This is a genomic window from Streptomyces celluloflavus (assembly GCA_000720995.1).
GTDB classification, from domain to species: Bacteria; Actinomycetota; Actinomycetes; order Streptomycetales; family Streptomycetaceae; genus Streptomyces; species Streptomyces celluloflavus.
The window spans coordinates 190,449-210,774 of record JOEL01000002.1 but is presented as its reverse complement, the minus strand read 5'-3'; the positions used below and the strand labels follow the sequence as shown (position 1 = coordinate 210,774).

Annotated in this window: 19 protein-coding genes; 9 read left to right on the top strand and 10 right to left on the bottom strand. The window is 71.6% G+C overall.

What is annotated here, in order from left to right; all coding sequences use genetic code 11:
* Positions 1-34: 34 nt before the first annotated feature.
* Positions 35-1,432, bottom strand: a complete 1,398-nt coding sequence (locus IH09_RS02665; RefSeq protein WP_052853615.1) for a DUF6421 family protein — start codon at positions 1,430-1,432, stop codon at positions 35-37.
* Positions 1,433-2,055: 623 nt separating this feature from the next.
* On the opposite strand from IH09_RS02665, the gene IH09_RS02660 reads away from it, so the two are divergent.
* From IH09_RS02660 to IH09_RS02645, 4 genes are all read left to right on the top strand, one after another.
* The gene (locus IH09_RS02660; protein ID WP_052853614.1) at positions 2,056-2,739 is read left to right on the top strand and encodes a glycerophosphodiester phosphodiesterase; all 684 of its coding nucleotides are present in this window, start codon (positions 2,056-2,058) and stop codon (positions 2,737-2,739) included.
* A 179-nt stretch (positions 2,740-2,918) separates the two neighbouring features.
* Positions 2,919-3,797, top strand: coding sequence for an ABC transporter substrate-binding protein (locus tag IH09_RS02655; RefSeq protein WP_052853613.1), 879 nt, complete (start codon positions 2,919-2,921; stop codon positions 3,795-3,797).
* Complete coding sequence (locus IH09_RS02650; protein WP_052853612.1) at positions 3,794-4,702, top strand: amino acid ABC transporter permease; 909 nt, start codon at positions 3,794-3,796, stop codon at positions 4,700-4,702. The genes IH09_RS02655 and IH09_RS02650 overlap by 4 nt, the downstream gene beginning before the upstream one ends.
* Entirely contained in the window at positions 4,699-5,517 is an 819-nt protein-coding gene (locus IH09_RS02645) for an amino acid ABC transporter ATP-binding protein (RefSeq protein WP_240150932.1), read from the top strand. Before IH09_RS02650 ends, IH09_RS02645 begins: the two co-directional genes overlap by 4 nt.
* 85 nt (positions 5,518-5,602) lie before the next feature.
* Here the strand turns inward: IH09_RS02645 and IH09_RS02640 are convergent, their stop codons facing one another.
* On the bottom strand, positions 5,603-6,136 hold the full coding sequence (locus IH09_RS02640; RefSeq protein WP_052853611.1) for a GNAT family N-acetyltransferase: 534 nt from the start codon (positions 6,134-6,136) through the stop codon (positions 5,603-5,605).
* Positions 6,137-6,401: 265 nt separating this feature from the next.
* Here IH09_RS02640 and IH09_RS02635 point away from each other — a divergent pair, with 265 nt between their 5' ends.
* The 4 genes from IH09_RS02635 to IH09_RS02620 all read left to right on the top strand — a co-directional run bounded on the left by IH09_RS02635 (position 6,402) and on the right by IH09_RS02620 (position 9,634).
* Positions 6,402-6,788 (top strand): VOC family protein, encoded by a 387-nt coding sequence (locus IH09_RS02635; RefSeq protein ID WP_052853610.1) that lies wholly within the window; start codon positions 6,402-6,404, stop codon positions 6,786-6,788.
* 257 nt (positions 6,789-7,045) lie between these two features.
* On the top strand, positions 7,046-7,672 hold the full coding sequence (locus tag IH09_RS02630) for a DUF5134 domain-containing protein (RefSeq protein ID WP_052853609.1): 627 nt from the start codon (positions 7,046-7,048) through the stop codon (positions 7,670-7,672).
* Between the two features lie 127 nt (positions 7,673-7,799).
* Positions 7,800-8,735 (top strand): M56 family metallopeptidase, encoded by a 936-nt coding sequence (locus IH09_RS02625; protein ID WP_052853608.1) that lies wholly within the window; start codon positions 7,800-7,802, stop codon positions 8,733-8,735.
* Between the two features lie 200 nt (positions 8,736-8,935).
* Entirely contained in the window at positions 8,936-9,634 is a 699-nt protein-coding gene (locus IH09_RS02620; RefSeq protein ID WP_052853607.1) for an HAD family hydrolase, read from the top strand.
* 31 nt (positions 9,635-9,665) lie between these two features.
* Here the strand turns inward: IH09_RS02620 and IH09_RS02615 are convergent, their stop codons facing one another.
* From IH09_RS02615 to IH09_RS02605, 3 genes are all read right to left on the bottom strand, one after another.
* The gene (locus IH09_RS02615) at positions 9,666-10,178 is read right to left on the bottom strand and encodes an HAD domain-containing protein (protein ID WP_052853606.1); all 513 of its coding nucleotides are present in this window, start codon (positions 10,176-10,178) and stop codon (positions 9,666-9,668) included.
* Positions 10,179-10,288: 110 nt separating this feature from the next.
* Positions 10,289-11,710 (bottom strand): M1 family metallopeptidase, encoded by a 1,422-nt coding sequence (locus IH09_RS02610; RefSeq protein WP_052853605.1) that lies wholly within the window; start codon positions 11,708-11,710, stop codon positions 10,289-10,291.
* Positions 11,711-11,733: 23 nt separating this feature from the next.
* Complete coding sequence (locus IH09_RS02605; RefSeq protein ID WP_052853604.1) at positions 11,734-12,666, bottom strand: M20/M25/M40 family metallo-hydrolase; 933 nt, start codon at positions 12,664-12,666, stop codon at positions 11,734-11,736.
* Positions 12,667-12,918: 252 nt separating this feature from the next.
* Here IH09_RS02605 and IH09_RS02600 point away from each other — a divergent pair, with 252 nt between their 5' ends.
* Positions 12,919-13,644: a response regulator transcription factor gene (locus IH09_RS02600; RefSeq protein WP_052853603.1), complete on the top strand. Its 726-nt coding sequence runs from the start codon at positions 12,919-12,921 to the stop codon at positions 13,642-13,644.
* A 379-nt stretch (positions 13,645-14,023) separates the two neighbouring features.
* Here the strand turns inward: IH09_RS02600 and IH09_RS02595 are convergent, their stop codons facing one another.
* The 5 genes from IH09_RS02595 to IH09_RS02570 all read right to left on the bottom strand — a co-directional run bounded on the left by IH09_RS02595 (position 14,024) and on the right by IH09_RS02570 (position 20,259).
* Positions 14,024-14,824 (bottom strand): SDR family oxidoreductase, encoded by an 801-nt coding sequence (locus IH09_RS02595; protein ID WP_052853602.1) that lies wholly within the window; start codon positions 14,822-14,824, stop codon positions 14,024-14,026.
* Positions 14,825-15,190: 366 nt separating this feature from the next.
* On the bottom strand, positions 15,191-16,465 hold the full coding sequence (locus IH09_RS02590; protein WP_052853601.1) for a hypothetical protein: 1,275 nt from the start codon (positions 16,463-16,465) through the stop codon (positions 15,191-15,193).
* Positions 16,466-16,501: 36 nt separating this feature from the next.
* Positions 16,502-16,807, bottom strand: coding sequence for a chaplin family protein (locus IH09_RS02585; RefSeq protein ID WP_052853600.1), 306 nt, complete (start codon positions 16,805-16,807; stop codon positions 16,502-16,504).
* 454 nt (positions 16,808-17,261) lie between these two features.
* Positions 17,262-17,531, bottom strand: a complete 270-nt coding sequence (locus IH09_RS02580; protein ID WP_052853599.1) for a hypothetical protein — start codon at positions 17,529-17,531, stop codon at positions 17,262-17,264.
* 1,357 nt (positions 17,532-18,888) lie between these two features.
* Positions 18,889-20,259, bottom strand: coding sequence for a peptidase C39 family protein (locus IH09_RS02570; RefSeq protein WP_052853597.1), 1,371 nt, complete (start codon positions 20,257-20,259; stop codon positions 18,889-18,891).
* Positions 20,260-20,326 lie beyond the last annotated feature (67 nt).

Here is a 20,326-nt window from a genome sequence, read left to right as displayed (position 1 = left end):
TGGACGGCCGGCTTCCCGGCGTCCCGGACGGCCTTCACGCCGCCGCCAGTACGTCGCTGCCGGCCGTGATGCCCTTGGTGGAGGCGATCACCTCGCGCAGCTTCTTGGCGAGCGCCTCGTAGAACATGCTCAGCGGGAACTCGTCCGGGAGGACGTCGTCCACGAGTTTGCGCGGCGGCTGGTCCAGGTTCAGGGCATCCGGCCCCTTGGCCCAGACGGAGCCCGGGTGCGGTGCGAGGTAGGTCGAGACGAGGTCGTACGCGGCGAACCAGTGGACCAGCTTGGGCCGGTCGATGCCGTCACGGTAGAGCTTTTCGATCTCGCCGCACAGCTGGTTGGTGACCTTGGGCGCCCGCTCCCAGTCGATGTGCAGTGTGTTGTCCGTCCAGCGTACGACGTCGTGCTGGTGGAGGTACGCGAAGAGCAGCTGGCCGCCGAGGCCGTCGTAGTTGCGCACCCGGTCGCCGGTGACCGGGAAGCGGAACATCCGGTCGAAGATCACCGCGTACTGCACGTCCCGGGCCTGGGGGCAGCCCTCGGCCTCCAGCTTCACGGCCTCCTTGAAGGCGGTGAGGTCGCAGCGCAGCTCCTCCAGGCCGTACATCCAGAACGGCTGCCGCTGCTTGATCATGAACGGGTCGAACGGCAGGTCGCCGTGGCTGTGCGTGCGGTCGTGGACCATGTCCCAGAGGACGAACGCCTGCTGGCAGCGGTCCTGGTCGGCGAGCATGTCGCGGATGTCCGGCGGGAGGTCGATGCCGAGCGTGGCGACGGCGGCCTCGCTGACCCGGCGGAAGCGGGCGGCCTCGCGGTCGCAGAAGATGCCGCCCCAGGTGAACCGCTCGGGGGCCTCGCGCACGGCGATGGTCTCCGGGAAGAGCACCGCGGAGTTGGTGTCGTAGCCGGCCGTGAAGTCCTCGAAGGTGATGCCGCAGAACAGGGCGTTGTCGTAGCGCGTGCGCTCCAGTTCGGCGAGCCAGTCGGGCCAGACCATGCGCAGCACGACGGCCTCGAAGTTGCGGTTCGGGTTGCCGTTCTGGGTGTACATCGGGAAGACCACGAGGTGCTGGAGGCCGTCGGCGCGCTGCTGGGCGGGCTGGAAGGCGAGCAGCGAGTCGAGGAAGTCCGGTACGCCGAAACCGTTCTCGGCCCAGCGGCGCAGATCGGCGGTGAGCGCCTGGTGATAGGCGGCGTTGTGCGGCAGCAGGGGGGCGAGCTCTTCGATGGCGGCTATGGCGCGGTCGACCTCGTGGCGGACGGTGGCGGCGCTGGGCGCGTCCTCCGCCAGGAGGTCCACCGAGCCGTCCTTGGCCTGCCAGGGGCGGATGGTCTCGACCGCCTCCTTGAGCACCGGCCACGCGGGGTGGTCGGCCACGCGGACCGCGGTCACGGTGCCCTCCGGGACACCCACAGGCGAAAGGATTTCCGTCATGACTGCCCTCCGGCGGTAGATCGTCTGGTGAGCACACGGTATCCAGCGAGGTTCTCCCGCTTCAAGAGGAACTGTTGAAAATTATTCTGTACAGACCCCTGGCCACGCCTATTTTTCCCGCGCTCCGAGGTTTCGGCGACATTTTCTGCCCGTAGCGCGGAAGCTCTCCGCGCTTCCTCCGGCGGCCGCGGCGGCGGACCGACGGGTTCCGGAGGGGCGCCGGCGCTCGGCGGAGGCGGCACCGGGCGCCCCCGGAGCGGCGCGCGGCGACCTGCGTCAGCGCGGGGAGGACGCGCCCACGCGCGGGTGAGCCGGTCCGCCGACGGCGGCGCCGGACGGGCGTCCGCGGCACCTTCGGCACCGCACCGACCCCGGGGCGGCCGACCGGGTGAACGCCCGCCGCCGTCCTCGCCGGGAGGGCCTCCCGAGGGTCTGACTCCGGGCCCCGCGGGTATCGGTACAGGGCACGCCACGGTCCTGTCCGGTTACCGGTCCACCGCGGTACGGGCCCGTTAGGCTGTGCGCCGTTTCGTGGAGCGTTGTCGACAGTCGACAGTTTCCGGTCGGCGGCCGGCACCTTCCCCCACCGACAGTTGCACCGAGCCGACAGAAGCGAGGCAGCCTTGTCCTTTCTCACCATCGGACACCGCGGGGTCATGGGCGTGGAGCCGGAGAACACCCTGCGGTCCTTCGTGCGCGCCGAACGCGAGGGGCTCGACGTCATCGAGCTGGATCTGCATCTGAGCAAGGACGGCGCGCTCGTGGTGATGCACGACGCGGAGGTGGACCGCACCACCGACGGCAGCGGGCCCATCGCCGAGCACACCCTCGCCGAGCTGCGCGAACTGGACGCCGGGCGGGGTGAGCGGATCCCCGTCTTCGAGGAGGTGCTGGACGCGGTCGGGGCGCCGTTGCAGGCGGAGATCAAGGACGTGGCGGCCGCGCGGGCGCTCGCGGAGGTCATGCGGTCGCGCGATCTGACCGGCCGCATCGAGGTGATCTCCTTCCACGACGAGGCGCTGGCGGCCATCCGCGCCCTGCTGCCCGGGGTGCGCACCACACTGGTCGCCAGCCGCTACGGCAAGGAGGTGGTCGACCGCGCACGGGCCGTCGGCGCGCACCGGCTGTCGCTGAACATCCGCCGGCTCACCCTCGAACTGGTCGAGCGCGCGCACACCGCGCAGCTGACGGTCCTGGGCTGGACGGTCAACACCCACGATCACCTCCGGCTCGCGCGCGGGCTGGGGCTGGACGGCGTGGTCACCGACCAGCCCGAGATCCGTCGGGCGGTGCGCTTCACGGCGTGAGCCAGGCGGGCGGCTGTGCCGCCCGCACGGGCCCGGCAGGCCCGGCGAGCAGGGCGGTTCCGGCCGGTCCCGGCGTACCCGGAAACCCGTCGTTCACAGGCGCGCAACGTCTTCCCAGCATGCGGACGATTTCTCCGGTGATCTCGACAGACGGGCCGGTGCGCTGCCACTCTCCCGCCATGCGCCTCGTCAACCGCCCCACACGCCTCACCACTTGCGCCGCCGCCTTACTGCTCGCCGCGGCCGCCGGCTGCGCCCCGCAGGACGCGTCCCCCGGTGGTGCGCACGCCTCCGGACCGGGAAAGGAGAGCTGCGAGCCCGGCAAACTGCCCACCGTCGCCGCCGGAAAGCTGACGGTGGGCACCGACAAACCCGCGTACGCACCGTGGTTCGTCGACGACGACCCGGCGAGCGGCAAGGGCTTCGAGTCGGCGGTCGCCTACGCCGTGGCCGGCCAACTGGGGTACGCCAAGGGTGCGGTGGCCTGGCGGACCGTGCCATTCAACAACGCGTTCGCGCCCGGTGCGAAGAAGTTCGACTTCGACCTCAACCAGATCTCCATCAGCGCCGCGCGGCGACAGGCGGTCGCCTTCTCCGCCGGCTACTACGACGTCCGCCAGGCGATCGTCGCGCTCAAGGGCTCCAAGGCCGCGGGGGCCAAGGGCATCGCCGCGCTCCGGGACGTCAGGCTCGGTGCGCAGGTCGGCACCACCAGTCTCGACGTCATCAACGACACCATCCGGCCCACCCAGCGGCCCGCCGTCTTCCAGAAGAACGACTACGCCAAGTCCGCACTGAAGAACGGCCAGGTCGACGCGATCGTCATCGACCTGCCGACGGCCTTCTACATGACGTCCGAGGTGAAGGACGCCAAGGTGGTCGGGCAGTTCCCGGCCACGGGCACCGCGAAGGAGCAGTTCGGGATGGTCCTGGACAAGGAGAGCCGGCTCACCGGCTGTGTGACGGCCGCGGTGGACGCGCTGCGCAAGAACGGCACACTCGCCGCGCTGGAGAAGAAGTGGCTGACCGACGCCGTGGCCGTACCGGTGCTCTCATGACGCTCCACAGCGGACCGGTGCGGGAGGAACGGGACGACGGACGGCCGCCGGCCGGGGACGGATACGCGCCGTCGCAGCGGCGGATCGAGCGGGAGCGCTTCCACCGCACAAGGACACGCCGCGCCACGGCCGTCGCGGCGCTCTCCACCCTGGTCACCGCCGTCGTCCTGTACTTCGTCATCACCGGCTCCCCCGGCTGGCAGCGCACCCGCGAGACGTTCTTCAGCGCGGAGTACGCCCGACAGGCGCTGCCCAAGGTGCTGGAAGGGCTGCTGCTGAACCTGCGGCTGCTGGTGGTGTGCGGGGCGGCGGTGCTGCTGATCGGGATGCTGCTGGCGGTGGCCCGGACGCTGCACGGCCCGGTGTTCTTCCCGCTGCGCGCGCTGGCCACCGCGTACACCGACTTCTTCCGCGGGCTGCCGCTGATCATCTGCCTGCTGATGGTGGTCTTCGGTGTCCCGGCGCTGCGGCTGCAAGGAGTGACGACCGATCCGGTGGTGCTCGGCGGCTCCGCGCTGGTGCTCACCTACTCGGCGTACGTGGCCGAGGTCTTCCGGGCCGGTATCGAGTCGGTCCACCCCAGCCAGCGGGCGGCGGCCCGGTCGCTGGGGCTCTCCAGCGGCCAGGCGCTGCGCTTCGTCGTACTGCCGCAGGCCGTGCGGCGGGTGGTGCCGGCGCTGCTGAACGACCTGGTGTCGCTCCAGAAGGACACCGGACTGGTCTCCATCGCGGGCGCGGTGGACGCCGTCTACGCCGCGCAGATCATCGCCGGCAAGGACTTCAACTACACGCCGTACGTCGTCGCCGGGCTCGTCTTCGTCGCGCTGACGATCCCGATGACGCGGTTCACGGACTGGGTCACGGCCCGGATGGACCGCAGGCGCGCCCAGGGAGGCACCGTATGAGCACCCCGAAGGACGTCGTCCCGCACGAGGCGGCCGGGGCGGACCCGGTCGCCGACGGGCCGCCCGGCGGCCCGGTGCTGCGGCTGGAGTCGGTCCGCAAGACCTACGGGCGCGGCACGGTCGTCCTGCGGGACGTGGACCTGACGGTCGCGCCGCACACCGTCACCGCGCTGATCGGCACCTCGGGCTCGGGCAAGTCCACGCTGCTGCGCTGCGCGAACCTGCTGGAGGAGATCGACGACGGCGCGATCTTCCTGGACGGTGCGGAGATCACCGATCCGCGGGTCGACCCGGACGCGGTACGCCGCCGGATCGGCGTCGTCTTCCAGGCGTACAACCTCTTCCCGCACCTGACCGTCCTGGACAACGTCACGCTGGCGCCGCGCCGGGTGCACGGGGTGCCGCGGGCCGAGGCCGAGCAGCGGGCGCACGAGCTGCTGGCGCGGCTGGGGCTCGACGGGCGGGCGCACGAGTACCCGGACCGGCTCAGCGGCGGTCAGCAGCAGCGGGTCGCGATCGTCCGCGCGCTGGCCGGCCGGCCCCGGCTGCTCCTGCTGGACGAGATCACCGCGGCGCTCGACCCCGAGCTGGTCGGCGAGGTGCTGGGCGTGGTCCGCGATCTCAAGGCGGAGGGCATGACGATGGTGCTCGCCACCCATGAGATGGGCTTCGCGCGGGAGGTCGCGGACCAGGTGTGTTTCCTGGACGGCGGGGTGGTGCTGGAGCGCGGCACCCCCGAGGAGGTCTTCGGCGATCCGCGGCAGGACCGCACCCGGCAGTTCCTGCAGCGGATCATCCAGGCGGGGCGGCTGTAGCGGGCCCCGGGGAGGGGCGGCCGTCGGTGGGACCCCGCGGGCCCCGGCGCCGCCGCCCCGCCCTCGTACTCCGCGGCCGGAGTACCTAGCCCAGCCGCTTGACCAGCAGCTCGAACTCCAGGTCGGCGCGCTGCGGGATGCCGAACCGCTCGTCGCCGTACGGGAACGGGGTGAGCTGCCCGGTGCGCCGGTAGCCGCGCCGCTCGTACCAGGCGATCAGTTCGGCGCGCTGCCGGATGACGGTCATATGCATCTCACGGGCGCCCCAGGCGGCCTGCGCGGTCCGCTCCGCCTCGGCCATGATCACCTTGCCGAGGCCGCCGCCCTGGAGCGTGGGGCGCACCGCGAACATCCCGAAGTAGACGTGGTCACCCCGGTGTTCGAGCTGGCAGCAGGCGACCAGTTCGCCGTCGCGCTCGGCGATCATCAGTCGGCCGGTCTCGTTGCGGACCACCGCGGCGACACCGTCCGGGTCCGTGCGCTGACCCGCCAGCAGGTCCGCCTCCGTCGTCCAGCCGGCGCGGCTGGCGTCGCCCCGGTACGCCGACTCGATGAGCTCGACGAGCCCGGGGATGTCGGCGTCGGTGGCGGAACGGAAGGCGAGCTGGCTGGTGGGCATGGTGCGCGGGGTCCTCTCGGGGCGGCCGGCGGCGGGCGACCGGCGGGCTGTCACCGGTGTCGGGCGGGTGGTGACGGATGGCGTTGGACGGCTGGCCAGGTGTGGCGCGTGGCCGGAATGGAGGCTAACAAGACCGGGGCCCTCCGTGTCAGGGCCGTCCGGCCACCGGATTCCGGCATCGGATTCCGGCCACCGAAGACCCGCCCGGCGCGCGGCTGCCCCGGGTGGCCCGGCGGGCTCGGCACGGCCGCGTAGGGTCCGTGCCATGGTGCAGGTACTGAGCAGCAGGGTGCTGGTGCGGCCGGCCGACCCCGAGCGTTCGCGGGCGTTCTACGGCGGGGCACTGGGACTGCAGATCTACCGGGAGTTCGGTACGGGGCCCGAGCGCGGCACGGTCTACTTCCTCGGCGGCGGCTTCCTGGAGGTCTCCGGGCGCTCCGCCGGGCCCGCCACCGGCACGCTCCAGCTGTGGCTCCAGGTGGCCGACGTGGGCGCGGCCCACGCGGAGCTGTCGGCCCGCGGCGTCGAGGTGCTGCGGCCGCCGGTGACGGAGCCCTGGGGGCTGATCGAGATGTGGATCGCCGATCCCGACGGCCACCGGATCGTCCTGATCGAGGTCCCCGCGGACCATCCGCTGCGCCACCGCCCCTGACCGCCGCCCGCCGCCGCGGCGACTCCCCCGGCGCCGCCGGGCCGCCTGCCCGGGGCCCGGTGACCGGGTGACCTGCCCCTGTCTGCCGGCACCTCGTCCCGGCCTACTGGTGGCCCGCCGTGCGTGCCCCCCTGTTGCGCCCGTGCGCTCCCGTGTGCCCGGCCCGCGGCGGGCAGTCTGCCGTCGTACGGAACGGGCGCCCCGCGCGACCAGCGGGGTGCCGTGGTCCGTACGACGGGCGCGTGGGGAGGTGCTCCGTGCACGGACCGCCGTGGGTGGGCTGGCTGCTGGTGGTGCTCTGTGCCGCGACGGGCGCGTACTGCCTGTCGCGGGTGGGTGCGGGCGGCGCCGCGCAGCGGCGGGAGGCCCGCGGTGAGGCGCTGATGGGGCTCGGTATGGCGGTGATGGCGCTGCCGATGTCCGTGGTGGTCCAGCCGTCGTGGTCGCCGTGGGTGTTCGCCGCCGTCTTCGGCGCGGCGGGTCTGTGGGCGCTCGCCCACCGGCATCCGCACCACCTGGTCGGCTGTGCGGCGATGGTCTACATGGCGCTGGCGATGACGGCGGCCGCGGGCACCGGCTCCGCCGGACACGCCGCGCACACCGGCCATGCGGCACCGGGCGGGGTGCCGGTGCTGACCGGGCTGCTGCTCGCTTACTACGCCGTGTTCGTCATCGCCGCGGGCCTCCGGCTGGCGCCGGCGGGCGCGGTGGCGGCCGGGGGGCCACCGGCCGGAGCGGTGGCGACGGCTGACGGGCCGGCGGACGCACCGGACGGTGCGGGGCCGGGCGGCCGGGCCCGAAGGGGCTCCGCGCGGCCGGAGTTGATAGGCGCCTGCCGGGTGGCGATGGGCATCGGGATGTTCGCGATGCTGCTGACGCTCTGAGCTGCGACGTTCACGATGCGGCGGCGCGCGCCCCGTTGAACCGCGGACGGCTCGGACGGGAGTGGCTTATGTCACTTCCCCTGCGGGGCCGTACCAACCGGTACACCGGCGCTCATAGGGTGACGCCATGATGGTCCCCCTCGCCCTGATGATTCTCGGCGTGCTGGCCGCGGCGATGGCGCCACGGCTGATGACCCGCTCCGACTGGCCCGACCGTGAGCCGGTGCTCGCCCTGTGGGTGTGGCAGTGCGTGGTCGCCGGTGTCCTGCTGTGCTGCGCGCTCGCGATGTCGCTGAGCGCGGCCGCCGCCTGGGAGGCCGTCCGCGGACAGCTCTTCGGGCCCGCCCCGCGGGTGGTCGTCGAGGCGTACGAACTCCAGGCGCACGGACCGTGGGCCGGGGCGCTGGCCGTCCTGCTGGCGGGCGGCGGCGCGTGGACGGCCGTGGCGCTGACCCGCGAGGTGCGAGGTGCCCGCGCCCGGCGGCGCCGGCGCCGCGCGGACCTCCTGCGCCGCTCCCCCCTGCTGCCCGGCGAGGAGCGCTCCGGGGACCGCCTGGTGATCCTGGAGGGCGACCGTCCGGAGGTGTCGTGGCTGCCCAGCTCACCGCCCCAACTGGTCATCACCACCTCGGCGTTGCGGCGCCTGAAGGGCCGCCAGCTCGACGCCCTGATCGCCCATGAGCAGGGACACGCACGGGCCCGGCACGATCTGCTGCTGTACTGCGCGGCGGCGCTGGCCGCCGGTTTCCCGCAGATACCGGTCTTCGCCGCCTTCCGCGACCAGGTGCACCGGCTGGTCGAACTGGCCGCCGACGACGCGGCCTCACGCCGCTTCGGACGGCTGACGTTCGCCCTGGCACTGGTCGAACTCAACGAGGACCGCGGGGTGTTCGGCCCGGGACCGTCCCAACTCGCCCAGGTACAGCACCGGGTGGACCGGCTGCTGGCGCCCGCGCACCGCTTCACGCCCGGCCGACGGCTGCGGATGACGGCCTACGCGGCGCTTGTCCCCGCGATCCCCCTGCTGATCACGTTCGTACCGGGGCTCAGCGCGCTGACGTAGCGGCACCGCGCGGACTCGGGGCGGCGGGAGCCGCCGACGGCGGACGGTACCGGCCGGCACCCGTCGGATCCGTACGCGGCGCACCCCGCGCAGGCCGCCCACCGGCCGTCCAGATCTCTCACCGGCCGCCACCGACTGCCTCCCCGCCGCCATCCCCCAACAGCATCGGCGGATGCCACACGACGCGACAGAATGGCCCCATGACGACGTTCCAGGGCGTGCTCTTCGACTTCTCCGGCACCCTGCTGCGGATCGAGTCCGCCGAGTCCTGGCTGCGGGCGGTGCTGACCGCGTCCGGCACGGAGATGGCCGAGCCCGAGATCGTCCGCCGCGCGGGCGAGCTGGCGCGGGCGGGCGCGCTCCCCGGCGGACCGGAACCCGCCGCGCTCCCCGCCGAGCTGGCCGGGCTGTGGCGGCTCCGCGACAGCCGGCCCGACCGCCACCGCGAGCTGTACACCGCGCTGGCCCGCCAGGTCCCGCTGCCCCGGCCCGAGTTGTACGAAGCGCTCTACGACCGCCACCGGACGGCGGACGCCTGGGCGCCGTACCCCGACGCCGAGGAGGTACTGGCCGCGTTGCACGGCCGCGGCATCCGTCTCGGCGTGGTGAGCAACATCGGCTGGGATCTGCGGCCGGTACTGCACGCCCATGGCCTCGACCGCTATCTGGACAGCTGTGTGCTCTCCTGCGAACACGGCGTCCAGAAACCCGATCCGCGGCTTTTCCGGCTCGCCTGCCGGGAGTTGGGGCTCGCCCCGGCCGCCGTCCTGATGGTGGGCGACGACCGCACCGCGGACGGCGGCGCCACGGCGCTGGGCTGCGGCTATCTGCCGGTCGACCACCTGCCGGTGGACCGCCGTCCGGACGGCCTGCGCCCGGTACTGGACCTCGTGGGGTGAACGCCCCGGCGCCGCCCGGGGCCGAAGTCCGTCAGCCGCCCGCCGCCCAGGCCCGTAACGTCGCGAAGTCGTCCGGGAGCAGCCCCTTGGCCGGGTCGACGCGGTGCAGCAGCGCCCGGCCCCGGTGGTGGTGCGCGATCCACTCCCGGTCCGTCGGGCCGATCTCGTCGTCCACCCAGGCGAACGGCCGGCCCGCCGCCGTTGCGACGAGGTGGCGGGTCTTCCAGTGCACGCCGTCCGGGTCCTGATGGTGCATCCGCGGCCAGTGCACGACAGGCAGCTCCGGCAGGCCCAGTACGGGGGCTATCCAGATGTTGGCCTCGGCCTGCCAGGTGGTCGCCCAGACGAGCCGGAAGCCGAGGTCCAGCAGCAGCGGACCGTGGCCGGGGTTGAGCCACACCCGCAGCGGCGGACGGGGCGCCTCCCAGCCCGCCGGCCGCATCGGCAGGGCGCGGTAGCCGGCGGGACGGCGGCGGGAGGCGGCCCACCACGGGTTGAGCGGGCCGTCGACATCGAGGAAGAGGAACGGTCGCTGTTCGGTCACGGGGCAGATGATGCTCCCCCGGGCCGGTGGCGGCGACCCTCCGGACGAGGCAGGGCCGGGCAGGCTCCTCGCAACCGCCCGCCCGGCCCCGCCCCCGCCCTGTCAGTGCGCTACGAGGGGTCCAGCGAGCCCAGGCTCCCCGGGTAGAGGTACTGCTTCGCCGGTTTCGTCGTCCCGTGGGCCCAGGCGTCGAAGAAGCCCTTGAGGTCCTTGCCCGACACCTCCGCCGCCAGTGCCTCGAACTGCGGGAACGAGGCGTTGCCGTACGCGTGGTCGTGGGTCCAGCGCCGGAGGGTGCCGAAGAACGCGTCGTCGCCGACGGTACGCCGCAGCGCGTGGAGCATCAGGGAGCCCTTGCTGTACAGGGCGTGGTCGAGTTCCTTCCCCGGTCCCGGGTCGTAGAGCTTCGTGGACCAGTACGACGGGTCGTCCTCGCTCTCGGCGAGCTCGACGGCGTAGAAGCCCGTGTCGAGGTTGGTGCCCTTGTGCTCCTCCCACAACTGGTTGGCGTACTGGGCGAAGCACTCGGCGAGACAGCCGTCGCGCCAGTCGGTCATCGAGACGCTGTCACCGAACCACTGGTGGGCGATCTCGTGCGACGCCGAGGCGTCGTAGACAGCTCCGGAGTAGGTGGGCCGGCTCTGCGTCTCCAGGGCGAGCGGGCCGCCGTCGGTCGCCTGCGCGCCGACGATGATGCCGCCCGCCGAGGAGAACGGATACGGGCCGAACTTCGAGGCCAGGAACGTCAGGATTTCCCCCTGCTGGGCCTCCGTCACCGGGTCCATCCGGGCGTCCGGACTGTAGGCCGTGATGAGCGGCGTACCGTCGGGCAGCTCCGTGCGGTGGACGGTGAACTTGTCGATGGCGACCGTGCTGGCATACGTCACCATCGGCTTGTCCTCGTGCCAGCGGAAGGTCGTTCTGCCGCCCTTGGTGGTGGTCGGGCCGGGCAGTCCGTTGCCGATGGCGGTCCAGCCCTCGGGGACGGTCGCGGTGAGGGCGAAGGTGGCCTTGTCGGACGGGTGGTCGTTGGACGGGTACCAGGAGGTCGCGGAGTGCGGTTCGCCCGCGGCGTTCGCGCCGCCGTCCTTGAGGGTGTGCCAGCCCTCGGCGTCGGGCTTGCCGGCGTACTTGACCCGGACCGCGAACGTGGCGCCGCCGGCCACCCGGTGCGCCGGGACGACGGCCAGTTTGTGGGCTCCGGACCGCGAAAACGACTTCGCCGGTGCGCCGTCCACCGTGACCGAGGCGACCTCGAAGCCCTTCAGGTCCAGTGTGAAGCGGTCCAGCGCGCCGACGGCACGGGCGGTGACGGTCGTGTCACCGTCCAGATGGTCGGTGCGCGCCGGGTCGTAGGCGATCCGGACGTCGTAATGCGTCACGTGGTAGCCGGGGTTGCCGTCGTCGGGGTAGTACGGGTCGCCGATACCGGTCGCGGCCGAGGCGGGGGTGGCCGTCAGGGTGAGGGCGAGGGCGGTCGTGGTCGTCAGCACGGCGGTGGTCCCGCGGCGTTGTCTCAGTGGTCTGCGCATCTCTGCTTCCTGGTGATCGGCGGTCAGTGACGGCTGGCGGCGGGGGTGGCGGCGAGCTGCCACACCACGCCGAGCAGGGCGTTGGTGCTGGTCGTCTCCGTCTGCGGGTCGACATTGGCGAGGTCGTCGCACGCCTCGTGAATGCAGTCCGAGATGCCGGTGCTGAAGCCGGACGACGGGATACCGGCGTTCCCGAACGACTCGTGGTCCGAACCGCCCACCCCGATGTCGAACGTGGCGATTCCCCGGGCGGCGAACCACGCCTCGAACGCCTGCTGGCCCTCGGTCTCACCGTGCTCGTTGTCGTGCACCACGAGCCACTGCTTGGTGTTCTTGCTGCCCGCCTGGTCGAGGTTGAGATACAGGTCGATCTTGCTCCGGTCATCGGCGGAGAGCTTCCGGACATAGTCCGTGGAGCCGACCAGCCCCCCTTCCTCCGCTCCCCACCAGGCGAAACGCAGGTGCCGGGTGGGCTTCAGTCCGGCGTCGGCCACCCGCAGGGCGGTGGTCAGGACCGCCGCCGCGCCGGAACCGTTGTCGTTGATCCCCGGCCCCTGCTTGACGCTGTCCAGGTGGGCGCCGGTGAACAGCACATGGTTCGGGTCGCCGCCCGGCCAGTCGGCGATCAGGTTGTAGCCGGCCGCGCCGCCGTACGAGAAGGGGCGGAGCTCGGTGTGGAAACCGGCCCGGTCCAGCGCCTTGCGTACATACGCCACCGAGTCGGCGTATCCCTGTGTGCCGTGCGCGCGGTTGCCGCCGTTGCGGTCGGCGATCTGCTGGAGCGCTTGCAGATGCGGCATCACCTCACCCTCCGAGACGGTGGGCGCGGCGGCGGGGCCGGCGGTCGTGGCCGTGGTAGTGGCCGTGGCCGTGGCCGTGGTGGCGGGTACCGCGGACAGGACGAGGCACACCCCCAGGATCCGGGCGGCGAGAAGCAACAGTCGACGTGATGACATCACATGGGCACCTTCCAGCTCGGAACGGGGCACTCGCCCCGGCGGACCGCGCCCACACTTGCCCATCGGTGTCAGGGAGTTGTCGGGAAGCTGTCGGGAAGCGGTAAGGGCACGGCGGGTATCCGGCCCCGCAGACCGGTGGCGGATATGGGGGGGAACCTGTCAGGAAATGTGTGGCGGATCCCGCCGGCCGCCGTCCCGGTCCGGACGCCGCGCGGAACGGCCCCTGGGGAGCGCCCTACGATCATCCGCATGTGCGCACATGTCGTGGTGGCCGAGGACGATCCCAAGCAGGCCGACCTGATCCGCCGCTATCTGGAGCGTGAAGGGCACCGCGTCGTCGTGGTCCACGACGGCCGCGCCGCTCTGGAGGCGGCCCGCGGCGGCCCGGCCGAGTTGCTGGTCCTCGATGTGATGATGCCCGTCATGGACGGGCTCGACGTCTGCCGCGCGCTACGCGCCGAATCGGCCCTGCCGGTGCTGATGCTCACCGCCCGTGCCACCGAGGAGGACCTCCTGCTCGGCCTCGACCTCGGCGCGGACGACTACCTCACCAAGCCCTACAGCCCCCGGGAGCTCATGGCCCGGGTCCGCTCCCTGCTGCGCCGCAGCTCCGGCGCGCTCCCCCAGGAGGCGCCCGCGCCGTCGGCCGCGCCGTCACCCGCGCTGACGGCCGGGGCGGTCACCGTCGATCCGCTGCGCCACGAGGTCACCGCGGACGGCCGGTACGTGAGCTGCACGCCCGCCGAATTCCGGCTGCTGGAGGTGCTGGCCGCCGAGCCCGGCCGGGTCTTCACCCGCGCCCAGCTACTGGAGCAGCTGCACGGCATCGACCGGTACATCACCACCCGCACCGTCGACACCCATGTGATGAACCTGCGCCGCAAGATAGAGCCGCATCCGCGCCGCCCCGCCCGCCTCCTGACGGTGTACGGCATCGGCTACAAACTCGCCGAGGGACCGCACGGCGCGTCGTGACACCCCGGCTGCGCCCAGCTTCCCGGTGCGGCTGCTCGCACTCTCCGCACTGGTATCTCTCTGCTCCGTCGGCGCGATGGACTGGCCGGCGGCCCGCATCGCCATCGGCGGGGTCCAGCAGGTGCAGGGCTAGGTCATCTGCTCGTACCGGACACCGGTCGGCTCCGGGCAGCGGCCTGCTCCGGGCATCGGTCGGTGTCCCGGGCATCGGCCGGTGTCCGCGGCATCCGCCGCAGGCGGTGACGAGGTCACCGGCCGGGCTGCCCCGACGCGCCTCGCGCCTTGCACGCGGACGGGTCGGCCGTACTTTCACCTGTCCGCACAGACAGGCGGGGGGGGGAAGGCCCTCGAACTACTCGATCTACTCGATCTACTCGAACTAACCGATACCGCCATCGCTCATCAGCAACTGACCGTTGATCCACTGCCCCTGCGGGGAGCACAAGAAGTCCACGAGGTGCGCGGCGTCCTGCGGTGTACCGAGACGGCCAAGGGGCACGCGGCGCACGCAGTCCGCCCGCGCCTCCTCCGACATCCATCCGGTGTCCACCGGGCCGGGATTGACGGCGTTGGCCGTCACGCCGAGGTGGGCGAGTTCGCGCGCAGCGGCCAGGGTGATGCGGTCCATGGCTCCCTTGCTCGCGCCATAGGGCATGTTGCCGACGGTGTGATCGCTGGTAAGGCCGACGATCCGGCCGGTTCCCGGGGCTGCCGCACAGCGGCGTCCGTACTCGCGGATCAGCAGCCAGGTGGCGCGCGCGTTGACGGCGAAGTGCCGGTCGAAGCTCTCCACGGTGGTGTCGAGCAAGCCTGAGTCGACCGACTCGCAGTGGCACATCACCAGCGCCGTGACACCGCCCAGCGTCCGTACCACCTCGTCGAAGATCCGCGCCGGAGCATCCGGGTCGGCGAGGTCCGCCTCGATCGACATGGTGGCCGCACCGTGCTCGCCAAGCGCCCTGGTGATCGCTTCCGTCGCCCCGGGCTCACTCCCCCAGGGCATCCGCTCGTCGTAGGGCGCCCAGTGGGTGAAGGCGATGTCCCACCCCGATGCCGCGAGCCGGCGAGCGATTCCGGCGCCGATACCAACGGTGCGGCCGACGCCGGTCACCAGCGCAAGCGGACGGGCCGCGGGCGAGACTCGGTCACGGTCGGGCCTACCTCGTTCAGAAGGCGTCATCACACTTCGGAATCGTCCATGCCCGACGCCACTCCCTCAAGTCCTTTTGTCCCGAGCCGAGTCGGCACGGCCGCAGCGAGTGATGTAGCAGCACGAGATCAAGCCGGCGTGTCGCGTCCTCCGGCAGTTCGCGGGAAGGAGGCGGATTGCCACGCATCGGCAGGTGGATCAGCGCGCGGTGACGTGGCGATGGCCGCGCAGAGGCAGGCGTCGCCGAATGCCCTGTCCCACTCGGTGAACGGGGAGTGGGGCGTTGCCCCGCCGTGAGACGACGGCCATCTGGGGCACGGCCATGGGACATCGTCGCAATGAGGTGGAGCGTGGGCCTTTGCTGAAGCGAGAACCAGCGGTTTCGCCGGTGAGGGATCAGCGGGTTCCGGTCGCCGTTGCCGGTGCGGTGGTGGTGAGGAGGAGGTCCTCGTAGGTGTGGTGGTGGCGGGTGGTGGTGCGGTGGCGCAGCAGGTCGGCTGCGCGGGTGTGGTCGCCCGCGTCGACGAGGGCGCGGGCGAGGGTGTCCTGGATGATTTCTCGTTCCACGCGTACTCCGCCGATCCGCTCGGCCTTCTCGCCCAGGCCGTTCAGCAGGTCCGCCGCCGCCCGGGGGCGGCCCGCGGTGATTTGTGCCAGTGCGCGGACGACGGGGGCCAGGACGTCGCGGTAGTCGGGGCGTTCATCGGCGGCGGCCCGGCGGGCCAGGGCCTGAAGGTCTTCGGTCGCGGCTTCGACGGCCAGGGCCAGGGCGAGGTTGAAGGTGTGGAAGACCTCCGCCATCCCCCCCGGTGCGGCCAGCAGCTCCCGTACCAGCCCGGGGTCGCTGCGGCCGGCCGGTGTCTGCCCGACCAGCAGGAGGCGCCAGTTCGTCGCGGCCCGCATGCCGACGTCCGCACGCGGCAGCGCCGCATCCGCGCGCCGGCGCGCGTCCGGGAAGTCGCCGCAGGCGATCGACTGCAACGCGGCATGCCAGCTCAGATGCCGCAACTGCACCGCCTGCGGGTCCGCCGCCAGCCACCGGTCCAGGAACTCGACGCACACCCGCCCGGCACCCAGCTCGTGTTCGGCGTGCGCGAGGGCGTGCGCGGCCACACCCGAGCGGGGATACAGCTCCAGCGCCCGCTCGGCCAGTTCGTGCGCCTCCCGCACCCGGCCCTGCTCCGCCCTGGTCGAGGCCAGCCAGCTCGTCCACGGCCAGCTCTCCGGGCCCGCCAGCGCGGCCTGCCGCTCCACCAGTTCATCGCCGTGCGCACGGTAGGCGGCGTCCCCGCAGGCGGCGAAGGCGCCCAGCATGAGCCCGGCCAGCTCATCGGCCGGCCACCGGGCGAAATGCGCCACCAGATGATCGGCCGTCAGCCGGTACTGCCGATGCGTATGCAGGAACACCCCGTAGGCCAGACTCGCCTGCCGCTCACCGGCGGCCCGCGCATCCCGGTGGGCGATCACCAGCTGCTCCTTCAGTACGGCGTCGTCCAGGCGGTCACCGGTCGCCAGCGTCAGCAGCGCCCGCGCCACACCACAGTCCGGCTCCCCGGCCACCCACTCCCGCAGCATGGGCAACGCCCGCCCGCTCAGGGCCAGCAGCTCCACCACCGCCCGGTCCCCCGGAGTCACACCCGACGGCACCACACCCGCCGTTGTCACATCCATCACCCTCCCGCCGGAGCCCGCCGCTCGGCCGTCACCTCACACACTGGCCATGAACACGGCAGTGCAGACGATGCCGCTGTTGCCGCAATGGTTACGCGGCAGGCTCAACGGCAGACCGGCGTAATCGCCGCCGACCACTCCGCTCCCGGCCGCCGTGGAACCCACGGCCCGCGCACCGCCCTGGTTGACACAGGTGTTCCCGAACACCGCGTTCCCGATCCCGACGACGTTCGCCTGCGCGGCACCGGCCGGAAGCAGCGCCACCCCGGCCACCGCACCCACCACCGCGGCCCGCACCCCCGCACCCACCGCGCCGCCCGCACCCCGCGTCTCCACACCCATCGCGCTCCTCCTTCATCCGGGACCGGATCCCGGGCCTGTGGCCGTCCACGCCAGTCCGGACAAATCCGGCTGTACCCCCACCAACGACGGAACCCGACCCCCGACACGCCGACACCACTCATGATTTCGTGAGCGAAGTAATCGAAATAACTGCGGCGATCTTCTGCGGCGGATCGAAAGGATGTGCAGACGAGAAAAAATCGCTTTCAGGGAAACACCGGACGAGGCTTGAGCGGGAGTCGCGCTTTCCCCTACCAGGGCAAGCATGACCGCCATAGAACCGGTTAGCCGGTTGGTTTTAAATCAATTACATTCGCGGCCTTCCGAAGGACGCCAGGGGATACCTCATCGCGTTGAGCGACGTGGCGACCAGCCCCGAAGACAGCTGGAGTTCCGCACCGGGAGGAAGCACCACACGCGAGCACACCCCACCTGACCCACCATGCCCAAGCGCTCACTCGGGGGCGATGCACCCCCTGAGGAGGATGAGTTGGATGTCTAAGTCATCAGCATGAAGAGTCAGCGTATCGGCGGCGGCGAGCAGGGTGACGCCGTCCACCGAGCCTCCTTCGGCGTCGGCCGGAGCCTGGGCCTGCGCGCCTACCGCCTCGGCTTGGACAACCCATGACTGAGCCACGGCACGCAGCATGGCCGTGACGTGCTCAGCTGCGATATAGAGCCGGCCCTCCGGGCCGCAGGCGACTTCGAAGGGGACCTTTTGCATTCTCGTGATTTCACTCTCTCGTCAGTATTCGGGCAGGGCGCCACGGCCGCCCACAGTCGAGCAAGCAACCTCGACGCCTTAGCTATTCGGCATTGATACCGTAGCTACGCCGAACACTGTCAGACCCCGCCTTTCGGCAAGGGTTTCATTCCGAATATTCAGACAGGTCCATGTGGTGAGGCTGGTGTCGCTTTTTCATGGAGCTCCCGGACAACCCGTGCCCACAGGTCGGGACACCTCCCTGTCGATCATCAAGGAGGCATGTCCAGGACGGTGCCGGCAGATGTGCCGACACCGTGGCTCGGCGCGCAAGCCCGACCGAACCCGCGGGTGCGTAACACGAGAAGGTGGCAACTGGTGCTGCTGGTCCAACTCCCGCCAATGAAGGCGGCGTTGGAGACGCGGTTGCTTCCAGTTCCGAAGTCGGCGCCATGGATTGCGGTACCGGGATCGCGACTGCTGCGGCTGCGGAGATCTGGAGCGTGAGGCCCGCCGTACGCTGGCGGACCTGGCCCCGATCGGATCACGGTCGTAGATCCCGTAGGGATCGCCTTGACCGGCTCGTGCCGGGAAGCCGCGGGGCGAAGCAGGAATCAAGAACGGCTTTCGGCGTAGCAGGCGTTCCTGTAGTTGACGACCAGCCCCGCCTCCTGGCCTTCCCCGCTGCCACGGCGCCCCGCCAGCACGGCTCATTGCCGCCGCAGGGAACCCGTACGCCGCTTGGCGTGAACGGCAGTTGGCGCCTTGGGGCTCCTTGCGCAGGTGGGCTATTGATCAGAAACGCATTGGGTCACTCGTCGAGGATCTAGCGGACGTGGCGGGTGTGGAAATATCCGCGCACGATGTGGGGCTGGCGTTGTCGGCGGTGGAAGAACCTGCGGTACTCGGTGGCGAGTTCGGCCTGGCTCCTGGCCCGGTGGGCGTCCTCCCTGCCCAGTACGTGATCGCCTCTGCACGCTGCGCGCCCCTGAAGCACCGAAAGGAAGGAGAGTGGCACAACGTCCCCCTGACTGACCTCCTTTCTGCCCACTCCAGCCGCTTCCCCAGCGTCAATCAGCAGGGCGGAATGACCTACCCCGGACTTGTCCGCGCTTCCTGGGATCGATCCGTCAAGCGTCTGTGGCTCCGCGCACACACACCGCACGACCTCCGCCGCAAATGGGCAACCCTGACCTTGATGAATGGCGTTGCCCTTCACGAAGGGTCCCGTTGGTTCGGACACCGTTCCCTCAAGGTCACGGCCGACCGGTACGGGCACCTCGCCCAGGACGGACGGAAGCGCCGCCGCCAGGTGGTGACGACGACCCTCCAGGGCCACCTCCCGGAGGAGATGCCGGTCCACCTGACGGCGTGCGCGCTAACGGATTCCGAGTTCCCGCAGGACCCGGTGCTGACCTGGTGCCGGGTTCACCGGGAAGTAGAGGTAACAAACGCCCCCCGAACCGCTCTTGACCTGCCCCTTCGCGTCGTACCGCTTGGTCCGTAGCCAGATGTTCTCGAACTCGCGGCGCCGGTAGACGTGTCGGACCGCCGGGTCGTCCGGGGAGGCCGGGTCGTTGGCGATGACATCGCCGTTCTCGGTGAAGCCGACGATGGTCATCAGATGACCGGAGGTGCCGTAGCCCGCGCCGTCCAGTTCGGTCGCCAGGAAGGACTGCGAGGTGATGACCGGGATGCCCACGTGGATCAGGCGCTCGGCGTCCGTGAGGGAGCCGAGGCGGGTGACGACGGCCTGGAGGTCCTGGTAGGTGGCGGCGTAGGCGGCGTTGAAGGGCCAGTTGCCGCAGCCCTTGTACTGGTGGTCGAAGGTGTGGCGGGCGGCGTGGCAGACCTGGGGATCGGCGTAGTCGGGGTTGACCCAGGCCAGGTCGGCGGCGGTGGGCCTACGGCCCCAGTACTCGATGATCATCTGGGAGGAGGTCGGGCTGCACCATGCCTCTCCCCCGTTGTCGTACTCCGGGTACTGCCCCTTGTGGATCTCCTGCGAGTAGCGCGGGACGGCCAGCTCCCGGCCGACGGTGCCGGGCCGCGAGGCGGGCACCTCGAAGCGGTCGGGGATGTCCGAGCCCATCGCGCCCAGCCGCCAGACGGTCGGGGTGCGCGTCGTTCCGGGCGTGCGGAAGAGGGTGAGGCGCAGGGCGTAGGCGGTCAGCCGCAGGCCGCTCGCCGGGGCGTCGATGGCGAGGGTGTCGGTGGAAACGCTGCTCTTGCCGTCCTGCTGGCCGTCGACGGAGGTGCGCCGGATATCGGCGTCGCCGTCGCCCGCCGTCCAGCGGCCCATGACGTACCAGGGGGTGTGACCGCCGTCGCTGTAGGTGCCGCGCAGTTCGACGGCGATCCAGGTGCCGGGCGGGGTGTGCGCGTTCCAGGAGGCGACGGCTTCGGTCGCGGGGACCGCGAGGGTGTGCACCGGGGAGGTCCAGATGGCGTACTCCCAGGTGGCGGTCTTCCCGGAGTGCGGGTCCTGGTAGTCCACGGTGCCGGCGGGGGCGGCGATCCGGACGCCGGGGCGCGGGCCCCGGGTGACGCGGGTGCCGTCCGCCCTGCCCGTGCTCCAGTCGGCGGCGGTGGTCCAGGCGTGATAGTCCACGAGGCTCTTCGATCGGCGCCCGGCGGCGCGGGCAGTGGTCGCGGTCGGGGCGGCGGCGTGCGCCAAGGGGGCGGCGGCGCCCGCCGCGGCGGCGAGCGCGGCGGCCAGGACGGTGCGCCGGGGCGCTGAGCTGGTCAAGGTGGTGGTCCCCCAGTCGGATGCGGGCGAGCGGGTACGGGGTGGCGGTCCGGACTACAGGCGTACG